This window comes from Actinoplanes sp. TBRC 11911 (assembly GCF_012933445.1).
Classification (GTDB): Bacteria; Actinomycetota; Actinomycetes; order Mycobacteriales; family Micromonosporaceae; genus Actinoplanes.
Map to the genome: position 1 here is coordinate 521,386 of NZ_JABBNC010000002.1, position 13,915 is coordinate 535,300.

Annotated in this window: 13 protein-coding genes; 10 read left to right on the top strand and 3 right to left on the bottom strand. The window is 67.3% G+C overall.

The window, feature by feature from the left end:
* The first annotated feature begins 22 nt into the window (after window positions 1-22).
* Complete coding sequence (locus HH310_RS05575; protein ID WP_396027491.1) at window positions 23-1,459, top strand: LVIVD repeat-containing protein; 1,437 nt, start codon at window positions 23-25, stop codon at window positions 1,457-1,459.
* A gap of 51 nt (window positions 1,460-1,510) precedes the next feature.
* On the opposite strand, the gene HH310_RS05580 is transcribed toward HH310_RS05575, so the two are convergent.
* On the bottom strand, window positions 1,511-2,335 hold the full coding sequence (locus tag HH310_RS05580) for an oxidoreductase (RefSeq protein ID WP_169174277.1): 825 nt from the start codon (window positions 2,333-2,335) through the stop codon (window positions 1,511-1,513).
* A gap of 275 nt (window positions 2,336-2,610) precedes the next feature.
* Here HH310_RS05580 and HH310_RS05585 point away from each other — a divergent pair, with 275 nt between their 5' ends.
* The 5 genes from HH310_RS05585 (at window position 2,611) to HH310_RS05605 (ending at window position 7,581) form a co-directional block, all read left to right on the top strand.
* A complete protein-coding gene (locus tag HH310_RS05585; RefSeq protein WP_169174278.1) occupies window positions 2,611-3,561 on the top strand; it encodes an alpha/beta hydrolase in 951 nt (316 codons plus the stop codon).
* Between the two features lie 212 nt (window positions 3,562-3,773).
* The gene (locus HH310_RS05590; RefSeq protein WP_312033848.1) at window positions 3,774-6,224 is read left to right on the top strand and encodes a nitrate- and nitrite sensing domain-containing protein; all 2,451 of its coding nucleotides are present in this window, start codon (window positions 3,774-3,776) and stop codon (window positions 6,222-6,224) included.
* Between the two features lie 29 nt (window positions 6,225-6,253).
* Window positions 6,254-6,631 (top strand): roadblock/LC7 domain-containing protein, encoded by a 378-nt coding sequence (locus tag HH310_RS05595; RefSeq protein WP_169174279.1) that lies wholly within the window; start codon window positions 6,254-6,256, stop codon window positions 6,629-6,631.
* Window positions 6,621-6,986: a DUF742 domain-containing protein gene (locus HH310_RS05600; protein WP_169174280.1), complete on the top strand. Its 366-nt coding sequence runs from the start codon at window positions 6,621-6,623 to the stop codon at window positions 6,984-6,986. The genes HH310_RS05595 and HH310_RS05600 overlap by 11 nt, the downstream gene beginning before the upstream one ends.
* Before the next feature lie 16 nt (window positions 6,987-7,002).
* Entirely contained in the window at window positions 7,003-7,581 is a 579-nt protein-coding gene (locus HH310_RS05605; RefSeq protein WP_169174281.1) for an ATP/GTP-binding protein, read from the top strand.
* Here HH310_RS05605 and HH310_RS05610 read toward each other — a convergent pair.
* Window positions 7,578-8,405: a MerR family transcriptional regulator gene (locus HH310_RS05610; RefSeq protein WP_169174282.1), complete on the bottom strand. Its 828-nt coding sequence runs from the start codon at window positions 8,403-8,405 to the stop codon at window positions 7,578-7,580. The genes HH310_RS05605 and HH310_RS05610 overlap by 4 nt on opposite strands.
* A gap of 131 nt (window positions 8,406-8,536) precedes the next feature.
* Between HH310_RS05610 and HH310_RS05615 the strand changes: the two genes are divergently transcribed.
* Window positions 8,537-8,920, top strand: a complete 384-nt coding sequence (locus tag HH310_RS05615; protein ID WP_169174283.1) for a nuclear transport factor 2 family protein — start codon at window positions 8,537-8,539, stop codon at window positions 8,918-8,920.
* 69 nt (window positions 8,921-8,989) lie between these two features.
* Here the strand turns inward: HH310_RS05615 and HH310_RS05620 are convergent, their stop codons facing one another.
* On the bottom strand, window positions 8,990-9,451 hold the full coding sequence (locus tag HH310_RS05620; RefSeq protein ID WP_169174284.1) for a nuclear transport factor 2 family protein: 462 nt from the start codon (window positions 9,449-9,451) through the stop codon (window positions 8,990-8,992).
* Window positions 9,452-9,700: 249 nt separating this feature from the next.
* On the opposite strand from HH310_RS05620, the gene HH310_RS05625 reads away from it, so the two are divergent.
* The 3 genes from HH310_RS05625 to HH310_RS05635 all read left to right on the top strand — a co-directional run bounded on the left by HH310_RS05625 (window position 9,701) and on the right by HH310_RS05635 (window position 13,858).
* Window positions 9,701-11,314, top strand: a complete 1,614-nt coding sequence (locus tag HH310_RS05625; RefSeq protein ID WP_169174285.1) for an NAD-dependent malic enzyme — start codon at window positions 9,701-9,703, stop codon at window positions 11,312-11,314.
* Between the two features lie 122 nt (window positions 11,315-11,436).
* Window positions 11,437-12,882 (top strand): MFS transporter, encoded by a 1,446-nt coding sequence (locus HH310_RS05630; protein ID WP_282438396.1) that lies wholly within the window; start codon window positions 11,437-11,439, stop codon window positions 12,880-12,882.
* Window positions 12,883-12,904: 22 nt separating this feature from the next.
* Window positions 12,905-13,858, top strand: coding sequence for a helix-turn-helix domain-containing protein (locus tag HH310_RS05635; protein ID WP_169174287.1), 954 nt, complete (start codon window positions 12,905-12,907; stop codon window positions 13,856-13,858).
* Window positions 13,859-13,915: the final 57 nt, after the last annotated feature.

The following is a 13,915-nucleotide window of genomic DNA, read 5'->3' on the forward strand; positions in this document are numbered from 1 at the left end:
CGGTGCATGAATCGGAAGGAGCATCGTGAGACCACTCGCCCCACGAGGGCGGAGGCTCATGCGCCTTGCCGCGTTAACCGCGGCCGCGGTCGTCGTCGGACTTATGACGGCACCTTCGAGCGGCGCTGCCCAAGCCCCCGCCCCGTCCGGGATTCCCGGCGTCGACGAGATCGTCAGCTCCGCAAACCTCAAGCAGGTCGCACATCTGCCGAAGACCGGGCCGTTCGCCGAGTCCTTCAACACGGACTGGGCGTTCCAGGGCCGCTACGCATACGGCGGTAACTACAACGGGTTCTCCGTCTACGACCTTCGCAACCCCAAGGCGCCCAAGCTCGCCGCGCAGGTGCTCTGCCCGGGTTCGCAGAACGACGTCTCGGTCAGCGGAAACCTGCTCTTCCTGGGTACCGACTCGCAGCGCACCAACGACTCGTGCGTGAACGAGGGGTCCACCACCGCCGTCCCGGGCGACCGCTGGGAAGGCATCAAGATCTTCGACATCCGCGACCCGCTGACGCCGAAGTACATCAAGTCGATCAAGACGGACTGCGGTTCGCACACGCAGACGATGGTGCCGGGCAAGAAGCACGACCCCAACGTCTACCTGTACATCTCGTCGTACAACCTGTCGACGGCGGACCAGCCGAACTGCGCCCAGCCGCACGACAAGATCTCGATCATCAAGGTGCCGAAGTACAACCCGAAGGCCGCCACGGTGGTCGCGGCGCCGATCGTGTTCCCGGACGGTGGGTATCCGGGAACGCCCGGCCACACCGCCACCAGCGGCTGCCACGACATCACGGTCTACGCGGAGAAGGACATCGCCGCGGGTGCGTGCATGGGCGACGGCGTGCTGTTCGACATCTCGAAGCGTACGGCTCCGAAGGTCATCACCACCGTGCGTGACACCGTGAACTTCGCGTTCTGGCACTCCGCGACGTTCAACAACAACGGCACCAAGGTCGTCTTCACCGACGAGCTGGGTGGCGGCGGCGCGGCGACCTGTAACCCGGAGATCGGCCCGAACCGTGGCGCCGACGCGATCTACGACGTCGTGGGTCATGGCAAGCGGGCGAAGTTCGAGTTCCGCAGCTACTTCAAGATCCCGCGGACGAACACGGCCACCGAGAACTGCGTCGCCCACAACGGCTCGCTGATCCCGGTTCCGGGCCGCGACATCATGGTGCAGGCGTGGTATCAGGGTGGCGTCGCCGTCTGGGACTTCAGCGACTCGCGCCGGCCCAAGGAGATCGCGTTCTGGGAGCGCGGCCCGATCTCGGACACCACCCTGGTGCTCGGCGGATCGTGGTCCGCCTATTGGTACAACGGCTACATCTACTCGAACGACATCGACAAGGGCATCGATGTCCTCGAATTGAAGGACTACCGCACGAACATCGCGAAGTTCTTCCGCACCGACACGTTCAACGCGCAGACCCAGGAGAATTTCCTGAGGTGGTAACGATTTGAAGGGGTGGGCCCGGGCATCGACCGGGCCCACCTCGTCGACGCCTCAGAGGTCCGTGCTGGTGCCCACCGAACGCCAGGCGTCCAGGTCGGCCCGCTGACTTTCCAGTACGCCTTCGAAATTCTGCACGGCGTCCGAACCGAGAACCAGAAGCTGCGGCGCCCGCCCCGATTCGAGAACGGTGATGAGGGCCTGCGCCAGCTTCTTCGGATCGCCCGGCTGGGTGCCGTGGCTCTGGTCGGTCCCTTTGCGCCGCGGCCCCACGGTCGGTTCGTAGTCGGCAATCACCGTCTTCGCCCCGGTCAGCGACCGGCCCGCGAAATCGGTGCGGAAATTGCCCGGCTCGACGGCCATGACGGTGATCCCGAGCGGCTCGACCTCACGCCGCAACGAGCCGGACATGCCCTCTAACGCCGCCTTGCTCGCCGAATAGTGCGCCGACCCGGGCAGGGTGATCCGCGCCCCGATCGAGGAGACGTTGACGATCGCGCCCCGGCGGCGTTCCCGCATTCCGGGAAGCACCTTCTGGATCAGCGTCACCGGGCCGAAGAAGTTCGTCGCGAAGAGCCGCCGCACATCCTCGTCATCGGCTTCCTCGACGGCTCCGCGATATCCGTACCCGGCATTGTTGACCAGCACGTCAACGCCACCGAATCGCGCCTCCGCCTCCCGTACCACGCGCTCGATCTGCGTCTGATCGGTCACGTCGAGCGCCAGCGCGAGAGCCTTTTCCGGGTACGCCTTCGCCAGATCCTCGACCGTGCTGACGTCCCGCGCGGTGACCACCGCATCGTCCCCGCGCTCGAGCACGGCCTCGGCAAGCGCCCGCCCGAAACCGGTCGAAGTGCCGGTGATTAACCAGGTAGACATGCCATTTCTCCTAAGCTTTCCCACGTACGCCGGTGAACAGCCCCGTGTTTCCCGAGCCTCCACGGCCGGCCACCACCCCGCAAACCCCCGCCGCGAGAAGAGACCCGATTCATGGTGCAAACAAACGGCGTACGTCAGTTGGCGGGTGTCTGCGGAGAAGACGACGGTCCCGTGATCGATGGCATAGCGCCACCGGAGCGGGTCGGTTGTACGGTTCACTCGAACATGGTGTCCGAGTCATGCGCTCGGGCAGTGCTTGTGACCAAGGAGTGAGCATGGCATTTCCCCTTGACCCCGAGTGGGTCGCGGCGCGGAAGCGGATGTTCGGTGCCGACGCGCCGCCCCCGCCGGTGATTCCGGTCGGTGACGTCAAGGCCGTGCGCACGGGGATCGACACCGTTCACGCCATGATCGATGTCGCGCAACCGGTGCCGGACGATGTGACGACCACCGATTTCGAGGTGACCTCGGCCGACGGCGCGACGATTCTGGCGCGGTGGTACGTCAAGGACGGCTCCCGGCCCGGATCCGCGGTGCTGCACTTCCACGGCGGCGGCGTGATCGCGAGCAGCGTCGACCTGTACCACGGCAGGGTCGCCCGTTACGTGTCCGACAGCGGCGTCCCGTTCCTGTCGGTGGGCTACCGGCTCGCGCCCGAGTTCCCGCATCCCAAGCCGGTCGAAGACGCGTACGCCGCGCTGACCTGGCTGGCCGCGCACGCGAGCGAGCTGGGCGTCGACCCCGGACGGATCGCGGTGATGGGCGACAGTGGCGGCGGAAACCTGGCGGCCGCCGTGGCACTGTGGTCCCGGGACCGGAACGGGCCGGCGATCGCCCGCCAGATACTGCTGTATCCGATGCTCGACGACCGCACCTCGACCCCGGTGCCCGGCATGGAGGACCGCATCGGCGACTACAACATCATCGTCACCGCGTGGCAGGCGCTGCTCGGCGACGCGTACGGCACGGCGGACGTGTCGCCCTACGCGGCGCCGGCGCGAATGACGGACGCGACCGGGATGCCGCCGCTCTTCATGGAGGCGGTGGAGATCGACCCGGTACGCGACGAGGACATCGAGTACGCCCGCCGCACGCAACTGGCCGGAGTGAGTACCGAGCTGCACGTCCATCCCGCGGTCCCGCACGGATTCGAGCCCATCGCGTACGACTCCGCGGTCGCGCGCCGCATGATGGCCGACCGCCTGCGAGTGATCGGCGCGCTCTGAGAATTGCAGAGAAACCGGGCGACGCGCGTCACAACTATTGCGGGACCGGTCTAATTCGTAAAGCTTGGGGGGACAGCAAGGAGGCTCGAATGGGGACTATTGCAACGTCCTTCATGGTGGAATCCTTACACTCCGTTGCGCCACGTTTCTGATGCGAGAGTTCGCTGCGAATCCCGCACTGCACGTCATTTCCCGAGATTGGATGCGAGTTGGTGTCTGCACCGACTGATCCCAGACCCAAGGTGACCCGCCAGCAGTCGATCAAGCGACGCGTCGTCCGGCTGGTGCTCATCCCCGGCCTCGTCGCCGTGCTGCTGTGGTTGGTCGCTTCCGCGTACCTGGTCTTCCAGGGTTACCACAGCCGTTCGACCGGCAACGCGATCCGCCAGGTCTCGGCCGAGTCGGCGGCCGCGGTCATTTCGATCGAGTACGAACGCCGGCTCAGCGTGGCGTTCCTCGCCCGCCCCTCGCAGGACAAGTCCCAGCTGCTCGACACCCGTCGGCAGACCGATGCACAGGTGGCCACCATCCGCGCGGCCGGCGAGAAGCTGGGCCACGTCCCGGACTCGGTCAAGACCAGTTTGAACACCCTCATCGCGACGCTCGACCAGCTTCCAGCCATTCGTAAGGCCGTCGACGCCGAGTCGATCAGCTCGGGTGGTGCGCTGGACATGTACAACCGGCTCTTCGAATCATTGGATCAACTCTTCGACGCGCAGGCGCGTGCGGTTCCCGACGTCAAGGGAACCCAGGGTGAGATCACTTCGGTCGAAATGGGGCGCGGCAGTGACCTGCAGAACCGTGCCGCTTCCGTGATCGATGCCGCGCTCATCTCCGGCGGGCTCAGCCGGGCCGACTACCTGGAGTTCGTCAAGGACGCCGGGGCGTACCACTACATGCTGGACTACGCGAGCCAGTTCATGGACGCCACCAACCGCCAGCAGTACGCGGCAGTGCAGCAAAGTCCCGCCTGGAAGCAGCTCGTCGCCACCGAGGACGCGATCACCGCGGCCGGGCCCTGGCACGACGGCCAGCCGAGCACGGTGCCGATCAACCGGGCCCAGTGGGCGACGCTGACCACCCAGGTCTCCAACGCCCTCCTCGGCGTGATCGTCGGCAACGAAACCCTGGTGTCGGCGCAGTCGGTGCACGCCGGCAACCAGAAGCTGCTCATTCCATCGCTCGGTAGCCTGCTGGCCCTGCTCATCGCGGTCGGCGCGATCCTGTGGGCGGTCCGGCAATCCAGCGTGCTGGTCGACCGCGCCCTGTCCGTACGTCTGGCCAAACTCGGCAGGGACGCGGACACGCTGGTCGACGAGCGGCTGCCCGCGGTCATGAACCGGCTGCGCCGACGCGAACAGGTCGATCTGAACACCGAGTTCGTCGGCCAGGACTACGGCGGCGACGAGATCGGCCAGGTCGCCAACGTGATCAACCGATCGCTGCGGGCGGCCGCCGGGGCCGCGACCGACGAGGCGAAGGCCCGCGCGGCCGGGACCGCGATCGTGATGGGTGTGGCCCGCCGGCCGCAGCGCCCGCTGCAGCGCGGGCTCAAGGTGGTCGAGGATCTGCAGAGCCAGATCGGCGACGAGAAGCTGCTGACGAACCTGTTCGACATCCACCACCAGCTCAACCAGACCCGGCGCTTCCTGGAGAACCTGGTCATCCTCGCCGGCGGGCAGAGCGGCCGCCGGTTCCAGAACCCGGTGCCGTTGCGCCGGGTGCTGCTGGCCGCGTTCGCCGAGACCCGTGACTACCAGCGGATCAGCCTGCGCGTCGCGCCCGACGTGGCGCTGGTCGGGCACGCGGTGGCCGGGGTCCTGCACATCGTGGCCGAGCTGCTGGACAACGCGCTCGCGTTCTCGCCGCCCGGATCCACCGTGTGGGTCAGCGCGAGCATGGTCAACGCGGGCGTCGCGGTCGAGATCGAAGACGCCGGCGTGGGCATGCCCAACGAAATGGTGGACCAGTCGAACCGGCTGCTCGCGACCGCGACCACCCCGGACGTCACCGAGCTCAAGGACGGCGCCCAGGTCGGCCTGCACGTGGTGGCGGAGCTGGCCAAGCGCGAGGGCGTGCAGGTCAGTCTGCGCCGGTCCGCGTACGGGGGACTGCTCGTCATCGTGCTGCTGCCGGGCCGGCTGCTCACCAGCGGGGCCGAAGGCCGGGACCCGGACGGGACACCCGTCTCGCCGGCCACGCCGGCGTCCCCGGCCCCGTCGCCCCGGCACAACCGGGTCGACTCGCTGGACGTCCCGACGGTCGCCGCCGTGGCCGTCATGAAACCGGAGAACGTCGAGTCTCTGCCGCCCCGGCGGCCTGAGACGCTCGCGCCGCGGCAGCCAGAGACGCTGCCGCGACGGCAGCCCGAGACGCAGCAGCCCCAGCCGCAGCAGCCCATGTCGCCGCAGCCGCTGTCGCCGCAGCCCTCGTCTCTGCCGAGGCGGCACAAGGAAAGCAGCAAACCACCGCTGCCGCATCGGCGGCCGCAGGAACACCTCGCCCCTGGCTTGCGCGACGAGCCAGAAATGGGGGCCGGCCCGACGCGGTCGCCCGAAGAGGCCCAGGCCCGGTTCGCGCGCTACCAGCAAGGTCGCAATGCGGGCCGCGCGGCCACGGGTGATGGAACAGTTACCGACGCTGAGCGAGGCATGCACCAGTGATCAATCCGACCCCTCCCAAGCTCCCCTGGATGCTCGACGATCTCGTCGAGGTGCCCAACGTCGTCTCCGTGGTGGTCCTGTCCGCCGACGGTCTGATCATGCAAAAGTCCGCATCCATCCCGCAGGAGCTCGCGGAGATCCTCGCCGCCGGCGCCTCCTCGATGTACAGCGTGGCCGAGGGCACCGGACGCCGCTTCGCCAGCGGCGCGGTGCAACAGGTGATCATCGAGTTCCACGAGCAGACCCTGTTCCTCGCGGCCGCCGGCCAGAACGCGCGCCTCGCCGTCCTCTGCGACCAGAACGTCGACATGGGCATGGTCGCGTACGAGATGAGCCGTTTGGTTACTCGAATCGGCAACTACCTGGGTACCAGCGCGAGATCAGGCGTGCTGGCCGATGGCATCTGACGCTCCGGGCGGCCGGGACGAGGCAGTCGCGGGCCGGTTTGTTCCGTTGTATGTGCTGGTCAACGGGCGCACCAGCCCGCAGGACTCGAACCTGGATCTGGCGACGCAGGTCATCGCGCTGCCGGCCGACCGCCGTCGTCTGGAGTCGGAGTACCTCAACGTCCTCGACCGGTGCGGCAACTGGATCTCGGTCGCGGAGCTCGGGGCGTACCTGCATCTGCCCTTGACCGTGACCAAGGTGATGGTGGGCGTCCTGGCCGAACAGGGCTATCTGGGGATGGGCGCGGCCGCCCAGCAGATCGTCATCGACCTGCGACTGCTTGGTTCGGTTCTCGCGGGCCTCGAGCGGCTCTGAAGCTGAGGGGTACACAGTGGATCGGACATCGGTCAAGATCGTCGTCGCCGGCGGATTCGGCACCGGCAAGACCACCCTGGTGGGCTCGGTCAGCGAGATCGCGCCCCTGACCACGGAAGAGATCCTGACCCAGGAAAGCGTCGGGGTGGACGACACGATCGGTGTCGAAGGCAAAGTGCAAACCACGGTGGCGCTGGACTTCGGCCGGATCACGATAAGCCAGGACGTCGTGCTCTATCTGTACGGTACGCCCGGGCAGGACCGCTATTGGTTTATGTGGGATGCCCTGGCTCAGGGGGCGGTGGGCGCGATCGTGCTGGTCGACACGCGACGGCTGGAGACCAGCTTCGCCGCGGTGGACTACTTCGAGCGGCGGGGAATCCCGTTCGTGGCGGCGGTCAACCAATTCTTCGGCAAACGCGACTATTCGGAGCGGGAGATCCGGGAGGCACTGGAATTGGACGCGGACGTGCCGCTGGTGTGGTGTGACGCGCGCGACCGGGAGTCGAGCAAGCTGGGATTGATCGCGTTGGTGCGGTACGCGATGTCGCTGCTGGACGGCCGCCGTCTGAGCCACAATTCCGCCCCGTACTAAGAAGGCGGCGGCTGGGTCTCAAAGATGGGCCAGCCGATTTCGGTGCGCCACCGTGATCGGTCGGCGGTGTGGTGCCGGTTCACGGGGTAGAACTCGTGGATCGGGCCGTCGACCGCGAGGGCGTGCCGGCTGACATAGGTGGCGAGTGCTCCGTAGGAGCGGTCGATGCCGTCGTCGGGGCCGTCATGCGCGATCACGGCCAGCTCGGCCGCGGGCAGCTCGGTGAGGTGGACGCGGCCCGCGGGGCGCAGGGCCGAGGTGATCGGGAGGTAGAGGGTGGCCTGCCCGTGTTCGTCGGTGAACAGCTCGTCGGCGTAGATGCCGGCCGCGGTGCCCGGATCGTCGATCTGCTGGCTGTCGAGCACCGCGTAGAGCTCGCCGAGGGCCCCCTGATACCAGGCGCCGATGTCGGCGATCTCGACGTGCCCGGAGATGGCCGCCACCCGTCGTTCGGGTATGCGCCGGTGCTCGATGGGGGTCTGCACCCGGGGATGCTCCAGCAGGTCTCGCAGCGAGGCCACGGCGCTCTGGGTGGTGGCGAGCTCGCGCTCCAGACGGCGCAGGTGCCGGGCGATGAGCTCGTTGCGGGCGGCGAGGTCGTCGGTGTGCAGCACGTCGCGGATGTCGTCCAGGGGCATGCCGAGGCCGCGGAAGCGGTGAATGATCTGGGCTATCGAGATCTGCTCGAGGCGGTAGCGCCGGTACCCCGAGGCCGCGTCGATCTGGGCCGGCTCCAGGAGCCCCTGGTCGTGATAGTGGCGCAGCGCCTTGACGCTCAGGTGGGTGGCGCGGGCGAAGTCACCGATCGACAGCAGCTCGGACATGGCCTCAGTCTTGACCCTCCCACAGGGGGAGAGTCCAGCGATTATGACGGCTTGACTCTCCCCCTGAGGGAGCGGGCAGCGTTGTCGTCGTCGCCCGGGAACGGCCCTGGCGAGAGACACGAGGAGCTGTCATGACTACCACCGAGATTTCCCTGGACGGCGTCGTCGCCGAGCATCTGCGCGCGGTCAACGCCTTCGACACCGACGCCGTGATGGCGACCTTCGCCCCGGACGCCTACGTCAACGACAACCGGCGGGAGATCCGGGGCGCGCAGGCGGTGCGCCGCTGGGTGGAGAAGGAGCTGGTCGGTGACCACGTGACCGTCGATCCGGTGACGGTGCTCGACCATTACGGCGACATCATCGTGCGGGGCCGCTACGACGGCGACTACGACAAGTCGAACCTGCCCGGCGAGCTGATCATGAGCAGCTACTTCTCGATCCGGGCCGGCAAGATCGTGTCGCTGACCGTGATCCGCAACCAGCCCTCCGAGTACGACCAGGCCACGGCGTAGGGCCGGGCTGCCGGGGTGAGAATTCGTAGCCCGAGCCCGCCGACCCGGGCTACACCCTCGATTCCACTCTCACCAGAGTGGGAAATCGACCTCTCGCTCGGATTCCGGGCGCGGTCCGAAAAAGCGGCGCTCCGATTCGTCGATGCGGCGGTCGTTGATGGAGGCCTCGCGCCGCCTGTTCAGGCCGTCCTCGGAGTACTCCCACAGCTCGTTGCCATAGCTGCGCCACCACTGCCCGTCCGCGTCGCGGCACTCGTACTGGAATCGCACGGCGATGTGGTTGCCGTCGAACGCCCAAAGGCCCTTGCGCAGCGCGTAATCCTGTTCGCGCTTCCATTTGCCGCTCAGGAATTCGATGATCGCGGGGCGTCCGACGACGTGGACGTGGCGGTTGCGCCAGTCCGAATCGACCGTGTACGCCATGGCGACCCGTTCGGGGTCTCGTGTGTTCCAGAGATCCTCCGCGGCCTGGACCTTCTGCAAGGCACTCTGCAGATCGAAAGGTGGTAGCGGCGGGCGGGATTCAGTCATCGGAATTGTCCCCTCTCATTGCGGTGGCTTGCCTGGGCACGCGGGGGAAGGGGACCGAAACGAAGGTTACCCAGGCTGCTGAAGCTGCTCGCAAGCCCCAGTTTGGGTGAGCTAAATAACACCAATTCCCGTGAATAAACAGCCGTGACCGAACGCACGTCTCGCACCGGATGACCTGCCGGAATGCCCGGTGGTTCTCTGGGACGTATATGCGCCGAACGATCTGGGGGGTAAGGCGTGAACGACAAGATGCCAGCCGTACTGAATGAACCGATACGCAATCGGGGCGTGGCCTTCACCGACGCCGAGCGGGCCGCTCTCGGTCTCACCGGGCGATTGCCGGCGGCGACGCTGACCTTGGAACAGCAGGCGTTACGCGCGTACGGCCAGCTCCACCGGCAGGGCAGCGACCTCGCCAAGAACGTGTATCTGGAACAGTTGCACGACCGGAACGAGGTCCTCTATTACAAGCTGCTCGGTGATCATTTGGCCGAGCTTTTGCCGATCGTCTACGACCCGGTGGTGGGTGACGCCATCGAGCGTTACTCGCACGAGTTCCGCCGGCCGAGAGGAATCTTTCTGTCGATCGATCGTCCGGACGACATGGCGAAAGCGTTCGGCACCTTGCAACTCGGCCCGGACGACGTCGACCTGATCGTGTGCAGTGACGCCGAGGAGATCCTGGGCATCGGCGACTGGGGTGTGGGCGGCATCGAGATCGCGGTCGGCAAGCTCGCGGTCTACACGGCCGCCGCCGGAATCGATCCGCGCCGGGTGATCCCGGTGTCGCTGGACGTCGGCACCGACAACGAGGAACTGCTCAACGACAACCTGTATCTGGGCAATCGGCACGCCCGGGTCCGCGGCGCCGCCTACGACGCGTTCATCGCCAGATATCTGGAGACCGTGTCGTCGCTGTTCCCCAAGGCCCTGTTGCATTTCGAGGACTTCGGGCCGGGAAACGCTCGCCGGATCCTGCAGACCTACGGCGACAGGTACCGCATCTTCAACGACGACATGCAGGGCACCGGCGCGATCACCCTGGCCGCGACATTGTCCGCGATAAAAGTGAGCGGGGTGCCGATGCGTGAGCAGAGGCTGCTGGTCTTCGGCGCCGGGACCGCCGGGGTCGGCATCGCCGACCAGATCCACGACGCCATGGTCCGCGACGGCGCGTCCACCGAGCAGGCCCGCTCGCAGATCTGGCTGGTGGACAAACAGGGCCTGCTCACCAGCGACATGTCAAACCTGCGAGATTTCCAGCAGCCGTACGCCCGTGACCCCGCCGAACTCCGCGGCCGGACAACCCTGCTGGACACCGTCCGCCGGGTCAAGCCGACGATTCTGCTCGGCACCTCGACCTCGCACGGCGCGTTCACCCGGGATGTCGTCGAGGCGATGAGCGCGGGGGTGGACCGGCCAATCATCTTCCCCATCTCCAACCCGACGTCGCGGATCGAGGCCATGCCCGCCGACGTGATCACCTGGTCGCGGGGGAAGGCGCTGGTCGCGGTCGGCATCCCGGTGGCCCCGGTGGCGTACCAGGGCGTGAGTTATCAGATCGGGCAGGCCAACAACGCGCTGCTCTACCCCGGGCTGGGCCTCGGCACCATCGTCGCCGGTGCCTCGAAGGTGACGCCGGGCATGCTGCTGGCCGCGGCCGAAGCGGTGGCCGGGCAGGTCGACGTCGGCGCTGCCGGGGCCGCGCTGGTGCCGCCGGTAGACAACCTGCGCGCGTCCTCGGCGACCACGGCAGTGGCGGTTGTGCACGCCGCGGTCGCCGACGGCGTGGCCACCGTGAAGCACGAGAACGTCGTCCAGGCGGTCCAGGACGCCATGTGGCAACCCGTCTACGCGCACTGAGGTGTCTGAAGCTCGGCCTTGACGGGTGCCGAGAATCACGCTTGCAAGAGGTCTGCAGAGGAACTCAAGTACCGCCGTATTCCGGTGCATAGCATCGCTCCAGTTCGGACGCGATAACGGCGATGCGGAGTACGTCTGTGACTGATCAACTGTCGAAAACTGAAGCGCCTTCGGGAGGCGTACAGGAAACCGGTGTTGCTTTTGCCGTGGTGGTGCTTGTCGGCATTTTCATGGCTGGACTGGACATATTCATCGTGAATGTCGCGTTGCCGTCGATCAGCGGTGACCTGGGTGCCGGGCCGTCGGAGCTGGAATGGATCGTCGCGGGCTACGCACTGCCCTACGGCGTGGCGTTGGTGACCGGCGCGCGGCTGGGTGACCTGTTCGGCCGGCGTGCTCTGTTCCTGTGGGGCATCGGAGGGTTCACGCTCGCGTCCGCGGCCTGCGGTTTCGCGCCGTCGCCGGGTGTGCTGATCGCGGCCCGGGTGGTGCAGGGGCTGGCCGCGGCGGCAGCGTCTCCCCAGGTCATCGCGTCGCTCACCGCCGCCTACTCGGGGCGTGCCCGGGCCCGGGTCGTCGACGCGTACGCATTCACGCTCGGGATCGCCGCCGTACTCGGACAACTGATCGGCGGGGTGCTGCTGCGCCTCGATATCGCGCACAGCGGCTGGCGCGCCTGCTTTCTGGTCAACATTCCGGTGGGCATTGCCGTGATCCTGGCCGGCCGGCGGTATTTCGTGAAGGTTCCGACGCACCCCGCTCGGTTCGATCCGGCCGGTACCGGGCTGCTCGGTGCCGGGTTGCTACTGCTCGTGCTGCCGTTGGTCGAGGGGCACGCGCAGGGCTGGCCGGTCTGGATCTGGGTGTGCCTGGCAGCGTCCGCGGTCGTGCTGACAGTCTTTGCCGGTTACGAACGACGTTTCGCAAGCAGAGGCGGGGCGCCGCTGGTGAACATGGCGCTGTTCGGGGAACGTGCCTTCAGCGCGGGTATGGGACTGCAACTGGTCTTTTGGATGGGCCAGGGCGCGTTCTTCTTCGTCCTCGCGCTGTACTGCCAGGACGGCCTTCGGCTCGCACCCGTCAAAGCCGGGCTGGTGTTCCTGCCGATGGGCCTCGGCTACATGATCACGTCGATGACGGCGCGGCACATCGCGGCCCGGTTCGGCCGGCAGGTGCTCGCCGCCGGCGCCCTCCTGATGGTCATCGCGGAGGTCGGCCTGATCCTGCTCGAGTCGCACGTCTCACCGGCCCAGCCATGGCTGCTCGACGTGCCGTTGTTCGTCGACGGTCTGGGGATGGGCCTGGTCGTCGGCCCGCTCGCGAGCACCATCATGGCGGGCGTCGAGCCGAAGCACATCGGCGCGGCGTCCGGCGTCTTCAACGCCGGGCTGCAGGTAGCAACCGCCGCCGGGGTCGCGCTGGGGGGCATCGTCTTCTACAGCAAGGTGAGCGGAAACCCGGCCGGCGACCGGAACGCGTTCGTCGACGTCCTGCCCTACCTGATCGGCGTGGGCGTGGTCGCGGCGTTGCTCGCACAGTTGCTGCCTCAGCGTAGAAACTCGCGCTGACCAGCGGGGTACCGTCGATCACGTGCAGCAGGACTGGCATTGGGACCTGGCTCTCATCCCACCGTCCGATCGGGTCGAGCAGTGGTTCGAGATCTTGTCGACCACCTATCTGGCGTTCGGAATCGCCATGGTGCCCGGCCGGCCGCAGGACTTCGACGCGAAGGTGCGCAAGCACGCGATGGGCGCGATGTCGCTGATTCGCACCTCGGCGCTCCCGCATCGGGGCCGCCGGACACGACATCACGTCGTCACCAGCACCCGCGACGTGATCGGGCTGAACTTCGTCGAGTCGGGCCGCCTGGGTCTGGATCTGAACGGTGAACGCGTCGTTCTGGGGCCCGGCGACGTCATGATCTGGGACGGCAACGCGACCGGCTACTTCGAGGTCCTGGAACCGGTGGTCAAGACCACCCTGATCGTGCCGCGCTCGTTGGCCGCCACCGCGCTGCCGAGCTACCGCGAGTCGTACATCCAGCTGCTGCCACCGGGTCATCAGCCGACGCGATCGCTGAGCCAGGTGCTGTTCACCCTGAACGAGCAGCTGCCCGCGATGGCGACCGGCGCCCGCCAGGCGTCCGCCCAGCTGGTGACCGAGTTGCTGAAACCGCTCGACCGGCTGCGTGGCGGCGATGTCGCGAAACCCGACCGCTGGCCCGCGTATCAGCTGCGCGAGCGGGCACTCGGGTACATCGACACCAACCTGCACGACGCGAAGCTCAGCCCGGTCACCATCGCCGCCGCCCACCAGGTCTCGGTGCGTACGCTGTACGCCGCCGTCGACGGGCTCGGGATGACGCTCGGTGCGTACATCCGGCATCGGCGGCTCGCCCGTAGCTACGACGATCTGCTCTTCGGTTCCGACCCGGTCGCCGTGATCGCGTCGCGCTGCGGGTTCGGCAGCCCGGCACATTTCAGCCGCCTCTTCCGGGACCGTTACGGCCTGACCCCGACCACGGTCCGCCGGCAACGGGCTTGACGGGTACCTGCCGCTGACGAGGTGATGATCTGTGATGTGGGGCTTCGCCTGCGCGCC

Excerpts from the sequence above, each read along its gene's own strand:
- HH310_RS05600 (WP_169174280.1), top strand. The coding sequence starts at position 6,621 with ATGGCATCTGACGCTCCGGGCGGCCGGGACGAGGCAGTCGCGGGCCGG.
- HH310_RS05630 (WP_282438396.1), top strand. The coding sequence starts at position 11,437 with ATGCGGAGTACGTCTGTGACTGATCAACTGTCGAAAACTGAAGCGCCT.
- HH310_RS05580 (WP_169174277.1), bottom strand. The coding sequence starts at position 2,335 with ATGTCTACCTGGTTAATCACCGGCACTTCGACCGGTTTCGGGCGGGCG.
- HH310_RS05585 (WP_169174278.1), top strand. The coding sequence starts at position 2,611 with ATGGCATTTCCCCTTGACCCCGAGTGGGTCGCGGCGCGGAAGCGGATG.
- HH310_RS05625 (WP_169174285.1), top strand. The coding sequence starts at position 9,701 with ATGCCAGCCGTACTGAATGAACCGATACGCAATCGGGGCGTGGCCTTC.
- HH310_RS05615 (WP_169174283.1), top strand. The coding sequence starts at position 8,537 with ATGACTACCACCGAGATTTCCCTGGACGGCGTCGTCGCCGAGCATCTG.
- HH310_RS05620 (WP_169174284.1), bottom strand. The coding sequence starts at position 9,451 with ATGACTGAATCCCGCCCGCCGCTACCACCTTTCGATCTGCAGAGTGCC.
- HH310_RS05595 (WP_169174279.1), top strand. The coding sequence starts at position 6,254 with ATGCTCGACGATCTCGTCGAGGTGCCCAACGTCGTCTCCGTGGTGGTC.
- HH310_RS05610 (WP_169174282.1), bottom strand. The coding sequence starts at position 8,405 with ATGTCCGAGCTGCTGTCGATCGGTGACTTCGCCCGCGCCACCCACCTG.